We start from the raw sequence: 15418 nt of genomic DNA on the forward strand, positions 1-15418 counted from the left end.
AGACAGAGTGCAAGGCGGTCCTTCGGGGCCGCTTTTCTTTTGCGGCGTGAATATCCGCGGGCAGGCATGCGTCACGGGCCGCATCCGCAACGGCATCGAGGTGGGAACGGCACCCCGGAAGGTTTGCCGCGCTAAGGCAGGCTTTCCGTTGCGGCGGAGGTTCTGCAATCCACGCGGAGAGCGCAGAAACAAAAGGCGGCTTCTGACCGCCTGTATCCGGAGCGTTTCTTTGGAAGGGGCTCTTAGAAGCCGGTGCCGCCGCGCAGTTCGGACAGCAACGTGCCGAACAGGATTTTGATATCCAGCCAGAGGCTGAAATTTCTGATGTAATAGATATCGCTGGCAATGCGGGCGCGCGCCTCCGTCGGACGCTCTGTCGGGCCACGCCAGCCGCGCGTCTGGGCAAGGCCGGTAATGCCAGGCCGCATCAGGTGACGATAGTGATATTCGGGTACCAGCTCCTCGTAGAGCATGCCGGCCGCGCGCATGTTGATGGCGTGGCAGCGCGGGCCAACGAGCGACATATCGCCCTTGAGGACATTGAGGAGCTGCGGCAGCTCATCAATGTTGGTCTTGCGCAGGAAGGAGCCGATCCGCGTCACGCGCCGATCGCCCCTGACGGTCTGTTCGACACCGGTGGGATCGCAGAGATCCGCCCGCATGGAGCGGAACTTGTAGACCGTGATCTTGCTACCTTTCAGGCCCCAGCGAACCTGCCGGAAAAACACCGGACCGCCGTCATCGATCACGATGAGCAGCGCAATCGTCAGAAAAACAGGAAACAGGATGATCAGTGCGCTTGCCGCACCGAAAATATCGAAAGCCCTCTTCAAGCCAAGCTGAAGCCTGTTCCGGCCTTCCAGCGCGGTAAAGCTCTCCGGCTGACGAATATTGGAATTCGCTGCGTCGAGAGCCGGCATCTTCACTGTTTTCGTAAAGAAAGCCGTGTCTTGAAGCTTATTTGAAGTAAACACGTTCATTAAGCAACGTCCGTGGAAATACTCGCATATTGCGTCGCGCTGGCACAAATACATGGGCAAGATCGGTTTGTCACCCGCTTCTTTAAGGTTTCCATAACCTTAATCGAGCCAAATTTGGGAGTATTTCAAAATATGTCCCTGATATTTTTGATGGGTTGGGAATTAACTATATTGAGTAAAGGCTAATTCTTGCGCGTTATGCGTGCGGCCCATCGTATTGCCGCTCGCTCGAGAGCGAAATAACTGAGGCTCGCGAGAAGAAAAACGATCGCTGTCGCAAAGGTGCAGCCGATAAACCAGTCCCGTAAAGGCTTTTCTTCACCGATCCCGAATATGGCCGGCGAGATCGTCTGCATCGAGGTCAGAACGATGTCCTGCCAGATATAGATGCCGAATGACACGGTTGCCGTGAAGCGCATGAGGGCATTGTCGAGCACAGTCGCAAGCAGCACGGAGCGCGACAGGGCCACGAGCGCCGCGGCGACCATAACCGGGAACAGCGGAAAGGCGTAGGGGATGCCCAGCCATCCATAGGCTTCCCATGGTCCGCCCGCCGATAGCGGCAGCTGGAGGCCGGCAGCGACCAGGCAGGCGAGTGCGGCGATGTCGAACCGGATCCGGCGTTTGCGCGGCAGCATGATCTGGATGCCGGCCGCGAAGGCACCCAGCGCAAAAACGGCGAAGAAACCGAAGGGATTGTAGTTCGGCATCCACTCCTTCGCGCCACCCTGCATGCCGTACTGCCAGCCGCGCTCAATCTCATTGGGCGGGACGAGCATGCGGAAGGTTTCGTGGGTAAGCAGCGTCACCGCAATGATGCCAAGCCAGGCAAGCCGCGTGACGAGCGCAGAACGGCGGTCTTGCGGTATCGCGAAAAGCCAGAGGAAGCCAAGCGGCAGCAGCGCATAACTCGTGACCTCAAAGCATATGGACCAGAGCGGACCGTTGCCCTCGACAGGAAAGAAGGTGCGCCAGTGCCACTGGCTCATGAAGAAGAGGCCACTGGCGTAACGCAGAACGAGTTCCGGCGTCAGCCTGTGCTCAAGCAGCGTGACGCTGAGGACGAAGCCCGCCGTCAAGGCCACCCAGTAACCGGGCACGATGCGGGCTGCGCGTCGCAGGACATAGGTGCGCAGGCCAGGCATGGCGCGGCCAGCATCCAGGCTGCGCCAGAACGGCAGGGCCAGCAGGAAACCGCTGAGGATGAAGAAGATGGCGACTCCGAAATTGCCGAAGCGCAGAGCGGTCAGCACCGGCTGCAAGCCTTCAGTCCTGTTGAGGTCGACGCGCAGAATAAGATGGTGGACGAGGACCAGCAGGCAGGCGGCCGCACGCAAGAAATCCGCTCCGGCCACCCGGTCCTGCTGCTGCATGTCACTCCTCGCTCCTGGCCGGACTTTGCAGCGGAAAGCTGCCGCCGGCAAGAGCGGGATTATCTCAGCCAAGCAGATCGTTGGTGTAATAGGTGGAAAAGTCGGGCTTTTCCTTCAGCGCCGCGCCATTGGCATCCAGCAGGATGCCGTGGTCGAAGAGGAAAGCTCCGATCGCTTCCGCCTTGGCCGGATCGATGAGGCCGATCGCGCCGTCGGTACTCTTGAGGAAATGGCCCTCGACCAGCGCCTTTTGCGATGCCTTGACCAGATCGGTGTTCAGCAGCGCGCCGTTGCTGCCGGCAATGAGGAGATCACAGGCCTCGTCCGGATTGTCGACCGAATAGGCGTAACCCTTGAGCGTGGCCTGGATGAAGGCGCGGGCGTTTTGCGGATTGGCCGACAGATAGGCGTCGCTGGATGCGATTGCCGTCGTCTGCTCGTCGGGAATGCCGTAGTCGCTATAGCGCCAGCGGCCGACCTGCCGGTTCTCCAGCTGCGCGGCGATACCCTCCCAGGTATAGATTTCCAGCGTGAAGTCCACTGCGCCATTATCGAGTGCCTCATAGGCGGAGGTGCCGAGCGTGACATTCTGGAATGCGCCCTTGCCCCCGTCGTTGCGGATCATTGCGGAGACGAGGGCCTCCTCCCATGCGCCGCCGAAGCCGCCGTAGGTTTTTCCGTCCAGATCCCTCGGGCTCTTGATATCGTCGCGGCCGCCCTTGAAGATCAGCCTGCCGGTTTCCGTCTGTACGACGGCATAAACGAGCTTCACATCCGCGCCGGCGGCGCGTTGGGTGAAGGCTTCAATCTCTCCGCAGATGCCGAAATCGGCTACGCCGTTGGCGACAAGCGTGCCCGCGCTCGTATCGGCATAGGGCAGGATCTCGACGTCGAGGCCGGCCGCCTCGTAGAAGCCCTTGGCCTTGGCGACATAGATGCCGATGTGATTGGTGTTCGGCGTCCAGTCGAGTGCGATGCGAACCGCGGCTCTGGATTGGGCGAAGGCAGTGCGGGCGGCGAGGCTTGCAGCCATGGCGGCAAAAAGGGTCTGTCGGCGGGTGAGAAGCATCGGGACCTCCTCAGGTTCTTTGCGGATGCAGCAATGTTTGAAGAATTTCGGTTTCGATCGCCTGGGCGGCCGGGGAGCCCAAATCGGCAAGCGTGCGGGGTCTTTTCAGCGGCACGTCGAATTCCCGGATCACCGCCGACGGACGGGCGGAAAGCACGTAGATGCGATCGGACAGGAAAACCGCTTCCCGCACATCATGGGTGATCAGCAGGGCCGTCCAGCGGTGGTCGGTCCACATGCCCTGCAGCCATTCCTGCATCTGGGTGCGGGTGAGCGCGTCGAGTGCCCCGAAGGGCTCATCGAGCAGCAGCATGTCCTGCCGCTGAATTACGGTGCGCAGCAGGGCCGCACGCTGGCGCATGCCGCCAGAAAGGGCGGCGGGATAGTGATTTTCAAAACCGGCAAGGCCGAAGCGTTCGAAGAGAGGGGCGGCAACGGAGCGCGCCTGGCTGCGGCGCATGCCGTGCACTTCGAGGCCGAGGATCGCATTGTCGATGACGCTTCGCCACGGCATCAGCGCATCGCGTTGCGGCATGAAGGCAAAGGCGTGTGCGGCTTGCGAAAGCGGCATGCCGTCAAAGAAAATGTCGCCGCCATCGGCCTGCAGCGCCTGTGTCAGAAGGCGAAGGATCGTCGATTTGCCGGAGCCGGAGGGGCCGACGATCGAGACGAATTCGCCTCTGGCGACATGAAGGGAAATATCCTTCAGCACGTCCATGCCGGCGAAGGATTTCGAGACGTTCTTCAGCTCAAGCATCCCGCTCATCGGCGTTTCTCCGCAGGAGATTGCCAGGGCATGACCAGGCGCTGCACCGCCAGCGTGAGAGCGAAGAGGCCCAGGGTCAGGAGGGCGCTGACGACGACGGCGGCAAGCACGAGGTCCGGCCGGAAATTGTTCTTGGCATTGAGGATGTAGATCCCGAGGCCGCGTGCGGCGCCTGCATATTCGGCAAAGATTGCACCGACCACGGCATAGGTGATCGCTATGCGCAGGCCGGCAAAGAAGAACGGCATGGCGGAGGGAAGCCTTGCCAGGCAGAAGATACGCCAGCGGCTTGCCTTCATGGAACTCAGAAGCTCGGCAATATCCCGATCCGTCGCTTCATAGCCCTGCAGCAGGGCGACAAGCAGCGGAAAGAAGGTGACGAGGGCGACGAGCAGAAGCTTCGGCAACAGCCCGAAACCGAACCAGAGCACGACCAGGGGGGCGATTGCGACCAGCGGCAATGTCTGACTGACGATGAAGAGCGGCAGCAGCGCGCGGCGCATGAAGGGTATGAAATCCATCAGCACCGAGGAGGCGAAGGCAAAGAGCAGCGACAGGGCGAAACCGCCGAGCGTCGCGCCAAGCGTGGGCCAGGTATTGTCGAGCAGCGCCTGCCTGTTCAGCCAGCCTTGTGTGAGGATGCGCGAAGGCGAGGGCAGGATGGAGGGCTTGATGCCAGAGAGATCGACATAGAACTCCCAGACGGCCAGGAAGGCGCATACGGCAAGAATGGCTGGCAGGGCCCGCCGCAGTGGTGCAAATGTCGAATCCGGTTTCGATAAGGTCATTGCCGTCAGGCGTCTCAGGCTTTGCTCGGGCTGTTTGCCGAGACCGTAATATCCAGCGTCACATGGCCCTCGGGATCGCCGAAGCGGTAGAAGGCTTCATGGATGGTCGCGAAGATCGCACCGGCATCGCCGCGCAGTTTGGTACAGAAATTCTTGGATCGGTCGAAAGTGCCGGAGCGCTTCAGAAAATCGATGCAGCCATAGATCTCGTCCATATGGGTGCCGGTTCCCATGACATAGAGAGAAAACTGGGCGGCGGTCGGCTGGCCGGTCCTTGGCGTTTCCCTGACCGCTGCCATCGCCGCCTCCAGACGCTCGGCCAATGGTTCGGAGCGGCTCGTGGCCAGGCCGGTGCCGCAGATGGCGTCATCCGGCTCGCCGGGGCAGCCGCGCGAGACGGCAGCGGATAAAACGCAATGTTCGCCGCTTGCCGAGGCCGCAACAAAGAGGTCGCGCATGGCGGCAAACAGTACGTCGGGCGGGCCGACCATCAGCGTGGAAATATCGTCGGTTTCGATGCGGAGCCGGTCGCGATAGGGCTCGAGTGCCTTGATCGCATCAAGGATGATGCCGACGAAATTGCCGGACATCGGATACAGGGACACTTGCGCGCCGGAAAACATTTGGACCTCGCTCCGCTGGCATTACCCAGATCAGCTTTGAAGGGTCCGGAGGCATGCGCCTCACATCTCAGCCCCAGCAATATGGAGCTCCCCCGTGAAATTGTGGCGGAAGCTAGCACCGGCTCGGCGATACCGCAACCGCAAAATTGCTATCCGGCTACACGGTCGGCAGGCCGAGGATGGCAGGCCGGGCGCATCCGCCATCTGTCGGGAAAGGAGGAAACACCCGGACAAAGGTCCTGTCCGGGTGTCCAGCCGGTTTCGTACCTGCCAGAAACGGAACCGGATGTCGCTGTCTCAGGCGGCTGCGCCGGCATAGGGGCTGTCGCTGCGCGCGGCAATCAGTGCTTCGGTCCACCATTGCAGCTGGGCTGTCATTCGCGAAAGCCGGCGCAGCGCATCCTGGGGATCGTGCAGCCGGCCTTCATCGTCGAAACGACGCCAAGGGGAGCTGAAGCTCACCGCATCGCAGATCGTGACGGCGTGAAGCTCCGCAAAGACGAGGCGCAGCTGCTCGACCGCCCGCAATCCGCCGGATACGCCGCCATAGGAAACGAAGGCGACCGGCTTGCCGTGCCAGGGCTCGGCAAAGAGGTCGATGAGGAATTTCAGGGAAGCGGTGAAGCTGTGATTATATTCCGGCGTGACGAGAATGAAGCCATCGGCCTGATGGAGCCTGTCGGCAAGCCGTCTTGCCTCGGGATGATGCGGCGCATGTTCCCGCGGCAGCGAAAATGCCAGCGGGTCGATGATGTCGATTTCGAATTGCGGGAAGCCGACAAGCTCTCTTGCCAGCCATTTTACGACCCTGTCGCAGATGCGCCCGTCGCGCGTGCTGCCGTAGATGACGGCAAGCCTCATGGCTTTCTGCATGCATTGCTCCTTCTTTGTCGGCTTTACGGCCTCGGGAGCGCAGTCTATAAAACCTCAACCAATATTGAGGTCAATAGGCCATGCAGCAGAACCCGACATTCTCTCTGAGCAGGCTTCTGACGGTGGGGGAGGTGGCAGAACGCAGCGGACTTGCGGTTTCCGCCCTGCATTTCTACGAGGCGAAAGGACTGATCTCCAGCATTCGCACCCGTGGCAATCAGCGCCGCTATGGTCGCGACGTGCTGCGGCGTCTCGGCATCATCAAGGTGGCGCAACGCGTCGGCATCCCTCTTGCTGAAATCCAGACCGCCTTCGAGACCCTGCCGCAAGGCCGCACACCGACAGTGGAGGATTGGCAGAGGCTGTCTGCGCTCTGGAAGGATGATCTCGATGCCCGCATCAGGCGGCTCAGCCTGCTGCGCGACCATCTGACGAGCTGTATCGGCTGCGGCTGTCTCTCCATTGATGCCTGTCCGCTGCGCAATCCCTTCGACGTGCTCGGCAGTCAGGGCACCGGTGCGCGGCTTCTCGATCCGGATGCGTAGGCCTGCGGGCTTTCTTTTGGCCGGTGGCCGCATATGTTAGGCCTGATAGCGCAAGCGGCGGGGCCAGCCCGCCAAGAGGAGAGCTTCGTGTTTCATCCCAAACTGTTCGAAAACCGCAATGTCGTCGTGACGGGTGCCGGGCGGGGCATCGGCCTTGAAGTTGCCCGGCAGTTTCTGGATTGCGGAGCGCGCGTGCTTGTGCATACCGGGCGCAAGGGGGAACGCGAACTGCCGGATTTTCTTCTGACGGCCGAATCGGAGCGCCGGGCGCTGCTGCTGCCGGCCGATTTCCTGCATCCGGGCGGGGCTGCGAAGTTTGCGCAGGAAGCGCTCGATTTCTTCGACAAAATCCATGTTCTGGTCAACAATGCCGGTACGATGCATGGACGTTTTCCCGCCGGCGAGCTGACCGATGCCGACTATGACACTGTCGTGCGCCTCAACCAGACGTCGGTGGTGGAACTTACACGCGCACTGCTTCCTGCTCTTCGGGCAGCGCAGGGTGCAGCCATCGTCAACACGGTCTCGATATCGGCGCTGACGGGCGGCAGTCCGGGTTCGGCGATCTATTCCGCATCGAAAGCCTTCGTTGCGACCTATTCCAAGGCGCTCGCCCGCGAACTCGCGCCTGACGGTATCCGGGTCAATTGCGTGTCGCCGGGCACGATCGATACTGATTTCCATGCACGCTATTCATCTCGCGAAAAACTGGAGCAGACACGCAAGTCGATCCCGCTGCAGCGGCTCGGAACATCGGAAGATTGCGCCCCAGCCTATCTCTTCCTGGCGGCGCCTTCGCTCTCCGGCTACATCACAGGCCAGGTTCTCGAGATCAATGGCGGCCAGCTTATCTGCTGATTTGGTTGGACTTTTTTTGGTATTTCGCGACATTTGACCAATTCGCTTCTGCGAATATGATATTGTACTGATCTACCTTATTACCTCCTTCCGAGAAGCAGATGCCATTGCCTAAACCGAAGCCGGGCATGACCGGCCAGGACTTGCAGAAGCTTGCTGACAAAGCCCACGAGGCGAGTGATCTCCTGAAGGCGCTAGCCCATCAGACCCGGTTGCTCATCCTCTGTATCCTTTCGGAAGGCGAAAAGACGGTGGGCGAGATCGAGGATATTCTTGGTATACAGCAGGCTATGGTGTCGCAGCAGCTTGCCCGGCTGCGGCTCGAAGGCCTCGTCAACACGCGGCGCGACGGCCGGCTCGTCTATTACAGCATGGGCAATGAAAGCGTTCTGGCTTTCCTCGAATCACTTTTCAGTCTCTTCCCGGTTGCCGAGAAGGGCTGAGGCTGCAGCTCTTGCGAAGCGGCCGGCATGCCGCGAAGATAGGCCTCATCCCGAATTCGGCAGGGGGGCCGGATGATCGACAAGCTGGAATTCTTCATCGCACTCGCCAACGAGAAACATTTCGGTCGTGCGGCGGAGGAATGCGGTGTTTCCCAACCCACGCTGTCTGCCGCCATTCGCCAGCTCGAGGACCAGCTCGGCGTCATGCTGGTGCAGCGCGGCTCCCGTTTTCAGGGATTGACGCCGGAAGGGCAGCGCGTCCTCGAATGGGCGCGGCGCATCGTCGGCGACACACGCACGATGCGCGAGGAAATGCGCGCCGCCCGCAAAGGTCTCTCCGGCCATCTGCGGCTGGCTTCCATTCCGACCGCGCTCGCCATGCTGTCGCGAATCACGACGCCCTTTCAGGAGCGACACCCCGACGTCACCTTCTCCATCGTCTCGCGCAATTCGCTGCAGGTGCTGGGAATGCTCGAAAATCTCGAGATCGATGCCGGCGTCACCTATCTGGAAAACGAGCCGCTCGGGCGTGTCACCTCGGTGCCGCTCTACGCGGAGCGTTACAATCTCATCACTGCCGCCGGCAGCCCGCTCTCGGATCGCGAGAGTGTGACATGGCGTGAAGTCGGCGATCTTCGACTTTGTCTATTGACGGCCGACATGCAGAACCGCCGTATCATCAACCGACATTTGACCGAGGCGGGCGCGACGGTGCATCCGACGCTCGAATCAAACTCGATGATCGTGCTGTTTTCACACGTTCGGACCGGGCGCTGGGCGAGCATCATGCCGCGTAACGTAGCGAAATCATTCGGTTTTCCTGTGGAGATCCGAATGATCCCGATCGTCGAGCCGGAGGCGCACCATCTTGTGGGCCTTGTCGCCCCCTACCGGGAACCGTTCACGCCCCTTGTTTCTGCTTTGTTGCATGAGGCAAGAACACTCGTGGAAGATGCGGAACTTTGATAGAAAAAAACTATCAAGCAACGAAACTGCTTTATTGATCGCGGCCCGCTTCCCTGAGACAGTTCCCTAGAAATCGCAAGGACATGGGGAGGTTTTTGCGCATTTCGCGGAATTCGCAAGCCGAGGGAGGGCTGCTGATGAACATACGTATCGCCGAGGGCGATATTGCCGGGCGCGTGCGCTCGATCGTTGCCGATCTTCGATCCCTCGAAGGCCCGTTGCTCCCCATTCTGCATGAGGTTCAGGACGAGTTCGGTTACGTGCCGCAGGAAGCCCTGCCGGTCATCGCCGACGAACTCAATCTTTCCCGCGCCGAGGTCCACGGCGTCGTGACCTTCTACCACGATTATCGCGATCACCCCGCCGGTCGGCACGTGCTGAAGCTCTGTCGCGCCGAAGCCTGCCAGTCGATGGGCGGCGACGCGCTGGCCGAGCGTATCAAGAGCCTGCTCGGCATCGATTTTCATCAGACGACACTGGACGGCAGCGTGACGCTGGAGCCGGTCTATTGTCTCGGTCTCTGCGCCTGTGCGCCGGCCGCCATGTTCGACGGCGAAGTGCATGGCCGGGTCGATGACGCGCTTGCGGCCGAACTCGTCGAGGAGGCGCGCCGATGACCGTAAGAATCTATATTCCGCGCGATGCCGCAGCGCTCTCGCTCGGGGCCGAGAAGGTGGCAAAGGCGATTAACCAGGAGATCGCCGCCCGCGGCCTCGATGCGGTCGTCGTGCGCAACGGCTCGCGCGGAATGCTCTGGCTCGAACCGCTGGTCGAGGTCGAGGTTTCCGGCAAACGGATCGGCTACGGGCCGGTCGGGGCGAGGGATGTCGCAGGCCTCTTCGACGCGGGATTGATGGATGGCAGGGCGCATGGGCTCTGTCTTGGGGAGGTCGAGAACCTCCCATTCCTGAAGGGCCAGACCCGCCTCACCTTTTCCCGTTGCGGCATTACCGATCCGCTTTCGCTTGCGGATTACGAAGCCCATGGCGGGCTTGCGGGCCTTCGCCGCGCAGTGGCGATGCAGGCTGCCGATATCGTCAGGGAAGTGACCGATTCCGGCCTTCGCGGCCGCGGCGGGGCGGGCTTTCCGACCGGCATCAAGTGGAAGACGGTGCTCGATGCGGCCGGGTCGCGCAAATATATCGTCTGCAATGCAGATGAGGGCGACAGCGGCACCTTTGCCGATCGGATGATCATGGAAGGCGATCCTTTCGTGCTCATCGAAGGCATGGCGATTGCCGGGCTTGCGACAGGTGCCACGAAAGGCTTCGTCTACACGCGTTCGGAATATCCGCACGCCATCGCCACGATGACGGAGGCGGTGGAGATTGCCCGCAAGGCCGGCATCCTCGGCAGTTCGGTGCTCGGTTCCGGCAAGGCATTCGACATGGAAATCCGCACCGGTGCCGGCGCTTACGTCTGCGGCGAGGAAACCGCGCTGCTCAACAGCCTCGAAGGCAAGCGGGGCATCGTGCGCGCCAAGCCGCCGCTGCCGGCGCACAAGGGCCTGTTTAACTGTCCGACGGTCATCAACAACGTCATCTCGCTCGCCTCGGTGCCTGTGATCATGGAGAGGGGGGCGGCCTTCTATCGTGATTTCGGCATGGGCCGGTCACGCGGCACCATCCCGCTGCAGATCGCCGGCAACGTGAAATATGGCGGCCTTTATGAAACCGCCTTCGGCCTGTCGCTCGGCGATATCGTCGAGAAGATCGGCGGCGGCACGGCGTCAGGCCGGCCGGTGAAGGCGGTACAGGTGGGCGGGCCGCTCGGCGCCTATTTTCCGCGGTCGCTCTTCGATACGCCGTTCGACTACGAGGCCTTTGCCGCCAGGGACGGGCTGATCGGCCATGCCGGCCTCGTCGTCTTCGACGATACGGCAGATATGCTCAAGCAGGCGCGGTTCGCCATGGAATTCTGCGCGGTGGAAAGCTGCGGCAAGTGCACGCCCTGTCGCATCGGCTCGACGCGCGGCGTCGAAACGGCGGACAAGATCGCTCAGGGCATCGAACCGGAAAAGAACCGCGAGCTGCTGGCCGATCTCTGCAATACGATGAAATTCGGCTCGCTCTGCGCGCTCGGCGGTTTCACGCCCTATCCCGTCATGAGCGCGATGACGCACTTCCCCGAGGATTTTGCCCCGGTCCCTCTCATCGAAGCGGCGGAATAGATCATGTCTCTTGTTCACGAAATCGACTACGGAACGCCGGCCTCCAAATCCGAAACGATGGTGACGCTGACCATCGACGGCAGGCAGGTGACAGTCCCCGAGGGTACCTCGATCATGCGGGCCTCGATGGAGGCCGGCATTCAGGTGCCGAAGCTCTGCGCGACCGATATGGTCGATGCCTTCGGCTCCTGCCGCCTCTGTCTCATCGAGATCGACGGCCGCAACGGAACTCCGGCCTCCTGCACCACGCCGGTGGCTCCAGGCATCGTCGTCCATACGCAGACGGAGCGGCTGAAGAACATCCGCCGTGGCGTGATGGAGCTTTATATTTCCGACCATCCGCTCGACTGTCTGACCTGTGCTGCCAACGGCGATTGCGAGCTGCAGGACATGGCGGGCGCCGTCGGGCTGCGCGACGTGCGCTACGGCTACGAGGGCGACAACCACGTCAGGGCACGCAATGGCGGCGAGATCAATCTGAAATGGATGCCGAAGGACGAATCCAATCCCTACTTCACCTATGATCCGTCGAAATGCATCGTCTGCTCGCGCTGCGTGCGCGCCTGCGAGGAAGTACAGGGCACGTTCGCCTTGACGATCGAGGGGCGCGGCTTCGGTTCGCGCGTCTCGCCCGGCATGCACGAGCATTTCGTGGAGTCCGAATGCGTTTCCTGCGGCGCCTGCGTGCAGGCTTGCCCGACGGCGACGCTGACGGAAAAATCGGTCATCCGAATCGGCCAGCCGGAACATTCGGCGGTCACGACCTGCGCCTATTGCGGCGTCGGCTGTTCCTTCAAGGCGGAAATGCGCGGCGAGGAACTGGTGCGCATGGTGCCGTGGAAGGACGGACAGGCCAACCGCGGCCATTCCTGCGTCAAGGGCCGCTTTGCCTATGGATATTCGACCCACAAGGACCGCATCCTCAATCCGATGATCCGCGAGAAGGTGACGGATCCCTGGCGCGAAGTGAGCTGGGATGAGGCCTATGCGCATGTCGCTTCGGAGTTCCGCCGTATCCAGTACCAATATGGCCGCGAAGCGATCGGCGGCATCACATCGTCCCGCTGCACCAATGAAGAGACCTATCTTGTCCAGAAGCTGGTCCGCGCCGGCTTCGGCAACAACAATGTCGATACTTGCGCGCGCGTCTGCCATTCGCCGACGGGCTACGGTCTCGGTCAGGCCTTCGGCACCTCGGCCGGCACGCAGAATTTCGACAGCATCGAACAGTCGGACGTCGTCGTTATCATCGGTGCCAACCCGACCGACGGCCACCCGGTTTTCGGTTCGCGTCTCAAGAAGCGGCTGCGGCAGGGCGCCAAGCTCATCGTCATCGATCCGCGCCGCACCGATATCGTGCGCTCGCCGCATGTCGAGGCATCCTTCCATCTGCCGCTGAAGCCCGGCACCAATGTCGCGATCCTGACCGCTTTGGCGCATGTGATCGTGACCGAAGGTCTCTGCGATGAGAAATTCATCCGCGAGCGTTGCGACTGGTCGGAATTCGAGGACTGGGCGGCGTTCGTGGCCGAGCCGCAGCACAGCCCGGAGGCCGTGGAGAAATTCACCGGCGTCAAGCCGGAAGACGTGCGCGGTGCCGCCCGGCTCTATGCGACCGGCGGCAATGGCGCCATCTATTACGGCCTTGGCGTAACCGAACACAGCCAGGGCTCGACGACCGTCATGGCGATCGCCAATCTTGCCATGGCGACCGGCAATATCGGCCGTCCGGGCGTCGGCGTGAACCCGCTGCGCGGCCAGAACAATGTGCAAGGCTCGTGCGACATGGGGTCCTTCCCGCACGAGCTGCCGGGTTATCGCCATATCTCCGACGATGCGACGCGCGATATTTTCGAGAAACTCTGGGGCGTGAAGATCAACAACGAGCCGGGTCTGCGCATCCCGAACATGCTGGATGCCGCCGTCGACGGTTCGTTCAAAGGCATCTATATCCAGGGCGAAGATATCCTCCAGTCCGATCCGGACACCAAGCATGTCGCCGCCGGCCTCGCTGCCATGGAATGCGTGGTCGTGCAGGATCTCTTCCTCAACGAGACGGCAAATTACGCCCATGTCTTCCTGCCGGGTTCGACCTTCCTGGAAAAGGACGGCACTTTCACCAATGCCGAGCGCCGCATCAACCGGGTGCGCAAGGTCATGACCCCGCGCAACGGTTATGCCGACTGGGAAGTGACGCAGAATCTCGCACAGGCCATGGGCCTCGACTGGCACTATGCGCATCCTTCCGAAATCATGGACGAGATTGCCGCGACGACGCCGAGTTTCGCTTCCGTTTCCTACGACTATCTCGAAAAAATGGGCTCGGTTCAGTGGCCCTGCAACGAAGCGCATCCGCTCGGCTCGCCGATCATGCATGTTGACGGATTCGTGCGCGGCAAGGGCAAGTTCATCCGCACGGAATATGTGGCGACCGACGAACGCACCGGGCCGCGCTTCCCGCTGCTTCTGACCACCGGCCGCATTCTCAGCCAGTATAATGTCGGCGCGCAGACGCGCCGTACCGACAACGTCGTCTGGCACTCGGAAGACCGACTGGAAATCCACCCGCACGATGCCGAACAGCGCGGCATTCGTGACGGCGACTGGGTCAAGCTCGGCAGCCGTTCCGGCGATACGACGCTTCGCGCGCTGATCACCGATCGCGTGGCGCCCGGCGTCGTCTACACGACCTTCCATCATCCGGATACGCAGGCAAACGTCATCACCACCGATTTCTCCGACTGGGCGACGAACTGCCCGGAATACAAGGTGACGGCGGTGCAGGTATCGCCGTCCAACGGGCCGTCCGACTGGCAGGTCGAATATGATGAGCAGGCCCGCCGGTCCCGCCGCATCGCCGGCAAGATGGAGGCCGCCGAATAATGACGGAAAGGCCGACCCGGATCGCCGTGAAGGAGGTCGCCCGCAAGGGCGGCGTCATGATGCGGGGCGAACGTATCGTGCCCGAAGAAGTGCCGATCGCCTTTTCCTATGGCGGCAGCACACATGCGGTGATGATGGGTACGCCCGACGATCTGGAGGATTTCGCAGTCGGTTTCAGTCTGACGGAAGGCATCATCACGGATCGCAGCCAGGTTGCCGGCATCGAGCTGCTCGAGGACGAGAAGGGTGTCGATGTCCAGGTGACGCTTCTCGACGATGTCGAGGATGCGCTGAGGAAACGGCGGCGCAGCATGGCGGGACCTGTCGGTTGCGGCCTGTGCGGCATCGAATCGATCGAGCAGGCGGTCCGCGCCGTGCCGGATCTTTCCCGGGCCGGGCTATCGCTGTCGCATGCCGATATCGTCAAGGCGACCGCGCTGCTCAACGATTCCCAGCCGCTGCATCGCGAGACGCGGGCAGTGCATGGGGCCGGCTTCTATGTTCCCGGCAAGGGATTGGTCGCGGTGCGCGAGGATGTCGGCCGGCACAATGCGCTCGACAAATTGTGCGGCGCGATCATCAGGGCGGGGACGGCCGGCGCTTCCGGCGCCGTCGTCGTCACCAGTCGCCTGTCGGTCGAAATGGTTCAGAAGACGGCAATTCTCGGCGCACCCGTGCTGATCGCCATTTCCGCGCCGACCGCGCTCGCCATCCGCACGGCCGAAGAGGCCGGCATGACGCTGGTTGCCCTCGTGCGCGGCCATGATTTCGAGATTTTCACCCACCCGCATCGCCTGTCGCCCGGAAGCATCGCCGATGTCGCATGATACCAAGACCAAGCTCGTCTATATGGCAAACCAGATCGCAACCTTCTTCAAAACCCAGCCCGAAAGCGAGGCTGTGCAGGGAGTTGCGACCCATATCAACAAATTCTGGGAGCCGCGCATGCGGCGGCAACTCTTCGAAATTCTGGAGAAGGAAGATAACGGCCTCGATGCACTCGTGCTGCAGGCCGTGCCTCTGATCCGCAAACCGGAGCCGGCGCAAAACCAGCTTCGGTAAACCAACATCGGCGTGTGAA

At 61.6% G+C, this 15418-nt stretch carries 16 protein-coding genes and 1 riboswitch; of the genes, 9 read left to right on the forward strand and 7 right to left on the reverse strand.

Translation table 11 applies throughout. The features are described from left to right. Positions 1 to 242 precede the first annotated feature (242 nt). The 7 genes from ACFPWW_RS20370 to ACFPWW_RS20400 form a co-directional block, all read right to left on the reverse strand. Positions 243 to 980: a sugar transferase gene (locus ACFPWW_RS20370; RefSeq protein WP_112756529.1), complete on the reverse strand. Its 738-nt coding sequence runs from the start codon at positions 978 to 980 to the stop codon at positions 243 to 245. 182 nt (positions 981 to 1162) lie between these two features. Beyond that, positions 1163 to 2353 carry an acyltransferase family protein gene (locus tag ACFPWW_RS20375; protein ID WP_377313077.1) on the reverse strand — a complete coding sequence of 397 codons (1191 nt, stop codon included), beginning with the start codon at positions 2351 to 2353 and terminating at the stop codon, positions 1163 to 1165. A 64-nt stretch (positions 2354 to 2417) separates the two neighbouring features. After that, a complete protein-coding gene (locus ACFPWW_RS20380) occupies positions 2418 to 3422 on the reverse strand; it encodes an ABC transporter substrate-binding protein (RefSeq protein ID WP_377313078.1) in 1005 nt (334 codons plus the stop codon). A 10-nt stretch (positions 3423 to 3432) separates the two neighbouring features. Further along, on the reverse strand, positions 3433 to 4188 hold the full coding sequence (locus ACFPWW_RS20385) for an ABC transporter ATP-binding protein (protein WP_112571864.1): 756 nt from the start codon (positions 4186 to 4188) through the stop codon (positions 3433 to 3435). After that, entirely contained in the window at positions 4185 to 4976 is a 792-nt protein-coding gene (locus tag ACFPWW_RS20390) for an ABC transporter permease (RefSeq protein ID WP_377313079.1), read from the reverse strand. The genes ACFPWW_RS20385 and ACFPWW_RS20390 overlap by 4 nt, the downstream gene beginning before the upstream one ends. Before the next feature lie 14 nt (positions 4977 to 4990). Further along, positions 4991 to 5599, reverse strand: a complete 609-nt coding sequence (locus ACFPWW_RS20395) for a YkoF family thiamine/hydroxymethylpyrimidine-binding protein (protein ID WP_112571860.1) — start codon at positions 5597 to 5599, stop codon at positions 4991 to 4993. Next, positions 5590 to 5703: riboswitch (TPP riboswitch) on the reverse strand. (Overlaps the previous gene by 10 nt.) A 193-nt stretch (positions 5704 to 5896) precedes the next feature. After that, complete coding sequence (locus ACFPWW_RS20400) at positions 5897 to 6472, reverse strand: NADPH-dependent FMN reductase (protein WP_112705797.1); 576 nt, start codon at positions 6470 to 6472, stop codon at positions 5897 to 5899. 80 nt (positions 6473 to 6552) lie between these two features. Here ACFPWW_RS20400 and soxR point away from each other — a divergent pair, with 80 nt between their 5' ends. The 9 genes from soxR to ACFPWW_RS20445 all read left to right on the forward strand — a co-directional run bounded on the left by soxR (position 6553) and on the right by ACFPWW_RS20445 (position 15399). Then, on the forward strand, positions 6553 to 7017 hold the full coding sequence (soxR, locus tag ACFPWW_RS20405) for a redox-sensitive transcriptional activator SoxR (protein WP_112756539.1): 465 nt from the start codon (positions 6553 to 6555) through the stop codon (positions 7015 to 7017). 87 nt (positions 7018 to 7104) lie between these two features. Further along, positions 7105 to 7875: an SDR family NAD(P)-dependent oxidoreductase gene (locus ACFPWW_RS20410; RefSeq protein WP_112757114.1), complete on the forward strand. Its 771-nt coding sequence runs from the start codon at positions 7105 to 7107 to the stop codon at positions 7873 to 7875. Positions 7876 to 7976: 101 nt separating this feature from the next. Beyond that, positions 7977 to 8318, forward strand: coding sequence for an ArsR/SmtB family transcription factor (locus ACFPWW_RS20415; protein ID WP_112571852.1), 342 nt, complete (start codon positions 7977 to 7979; stop codon positions 8316 to 8318). A 72-nt stretch (positions 8319 to 8390) separates the two neighbouring features. Next, positions 8391 to 9284, forward strand: coding sequence for a LysR family transcriptional regulator (locus ACFPWW_RS20420; protein WP_112571850.1), 894 nt, complete (start codon positions 8391 to 8393; stop codon positions 9282 to 9284). A gap of 137 nt (positions 9285 to 9421) precedes the next feature. Beyond that, a complete protein-coding gene (locus ACFPWW_RS20425) occupies positions 9422 to 9901 on the forward strand; it encodes a formate dehydrogenase subunit gamma (RefSeq protein WP_112571848.1) in 480 nt (159 codons plus the stop codon). Next, a complete protein-coding gene (locus tag ACFPWW_RS20430) occupies positions 9898 to 11454 on the forward strand; it encodes a formate dehydrogenase beta subunit (RefSeq protein ID WP_377313080.1) in 1557 nt (518 codons plus the stop codon). Before ACFPWW_RS20425 ends, ACFPWW_RS20430 begins: the two co-directional genes overlap by 4 nt. A 3-nt stretch (positions 11455 to 11457) precedes the next feature. Further along, positions 11458 to 14337, forward strand: coding sequence for a formate dehydrogenase subunit alpha (fdhF, locus tag ACFPWW_RS20435; RefSeq protein ID WP_377313081.1), 2880 nt, complete (start codon positions 11458 to 11460; stop codon positions 14335 to 14337). Further along, the gene (fdhD, locus tag ACFPWW_RS20440) at positions 14337 to 15164 is read left to right on the forward strand and encodes a formate dehydrogenase accessory sulfurtransferase FdhD (RefSeq protein WP_377313082.1); all 828 of its coding nucleotides are present in this window, start codon (positions 14337 to 14339) and stop codon (positions 15162 to 15164) included. The genes fdhF and fdhD overlap by 1 nt, the downstream gene beginning before the upstream one ends. After that, positions 15154 to 15399, forward strand: a complete 246-nt coding sequence (locus ACFPWW_RS20445) for a formate dehydrogenase subunit delta (protein ID WP_112571840.1) — start codon at positions 15154 to 15156, stop codon at positions 15397 to 15399. The genes fdhD and ACFPWW_RS20445 overlap by 11 nt, the downstream gene beginning before the upstream one ends. The last annotated feature ends 19 nt before the right edge of the window (positions 15400 to 15418 follow it).

Origin of the sequence: Rhizobium sp. GCM10022189, assembly GCF_042656325.1 — a bacterium.
Taxonomy (GTDB): Bacteria; Pseudomonadota; Alphaproteobacteria; order Rhizobiales; family Rhizobiaceae; genus Rhizobium.

Excerpts from the sequence above, each read along its gene's own strand:
- ACFPWW_RS20370 (WP_112756529.1), bottom strand. The coding sequence starts at position 980 with ATGAACGTGTTTACTTCAAATAAGCTTCAAGACACGGCTTTCTTTACG.
- ACFPWW_RS20375 (WP_377313077.1), bottom strand. The coding sequence starts at position 2,353 with ATGCAGCAGCAGGACCGGGTGGCCGGAGCGGATTTCTTGCGTGCGGCC.
- ACFPWW_RS20380 (WP_377313078.1), bottom strand. The coding sequence starts at position 3,422 with ATGCTTCTCACCCGCCGACAGACCCTTTTTGCCGCCATGGCTGCAAGC.
- ACFPWW_RS20385 (WP_112571864.1), bottom strand. The coding sequence starts at position 4,188 with ATGAGCGGGATGCTTGAGCTGAAGAACGTCTCGAAATCCTTCGCCGGC.
- ACFPWW_RS20390 (WP_377313079.1), bottom strand. The coding sequence starts at position 4,976 with ATGACCTTATCGAAACCGGATTCGACATTTGCACCACTGCGGCGGGCC.
- ACFPWW_RS20395 (WP_112571860.1), bottom strand. The coding sequence starts at position 5,599 with ATGTTTTCCGGCGCGCAAGTGTCCCTGTATCCGATGTCCGGCAATTTC.
- ACFPWW_RS20400 (WP_112705797.1), bottom strand. The coding sequence starts at position 6,472 with ATGCAGAAAGCCATGAGGCTTGCCGTCATCTACGGCAGCACGCGCGAC.
- soxR (WP_112756539.1), top strand. The coding sequence starts at position 6,553 with ATGCAGCAGAACCCGACATTCTCTCTGAGCAGGCTTCTGACGGTGGGG.
- ACFPWW_RS20415 (WP_112571852.1), top strand. The coding sequence starts at position 7,977 with ATGCCATTGCCTAAACCGAAGCCGGGCATGACCGGCCAGGACTTGCAG.
- ACFPWW_RS20420 (WP_112571850.1), top strand. The coding sequence starts at position 8,391 with ATGATCGACAAGCTGGAATTCTTCATCGCACTCGCCAACGAGAAACAT.
- ACFPWW_RS20425 (WP_112571848.1), top strand. The coding sequence starts at position 9,422 with ATGAACATACGTATCGCCGAGGGCGATATTGCCGGGCGCGTGCGCTCG.
- ACFPWW_RS20430 (WP_377313080.1), top strand. The coding sequence starts at position 9,898 with ATGACCGTAAGAATCTATATTCCGCGCGATGCCGCAGCGCTCTCGCTC.
- fdhF (WP_377313081.1), top strand. The coding sequence starts at position 11,458 with ATGTCTCTTGTTCACGAAATCGACTACGGAACGCCGGCCTCCAAATCC.
- fdhD (WP_377313082.1), top strand. The coding sequence starts at position 14,337 with ATGACGGAAAGGCCGACCCGGATCGCCGTGAAGGAGGTCGCCCGCAAG.
- ACFPWW_RS20445 (WP_112571840.1), top strand. The coding sequence starts at position 15,154 with ATGTCGCATGATACCAAGACCAAGCTCGTCTATATGGCAAACCAGATC.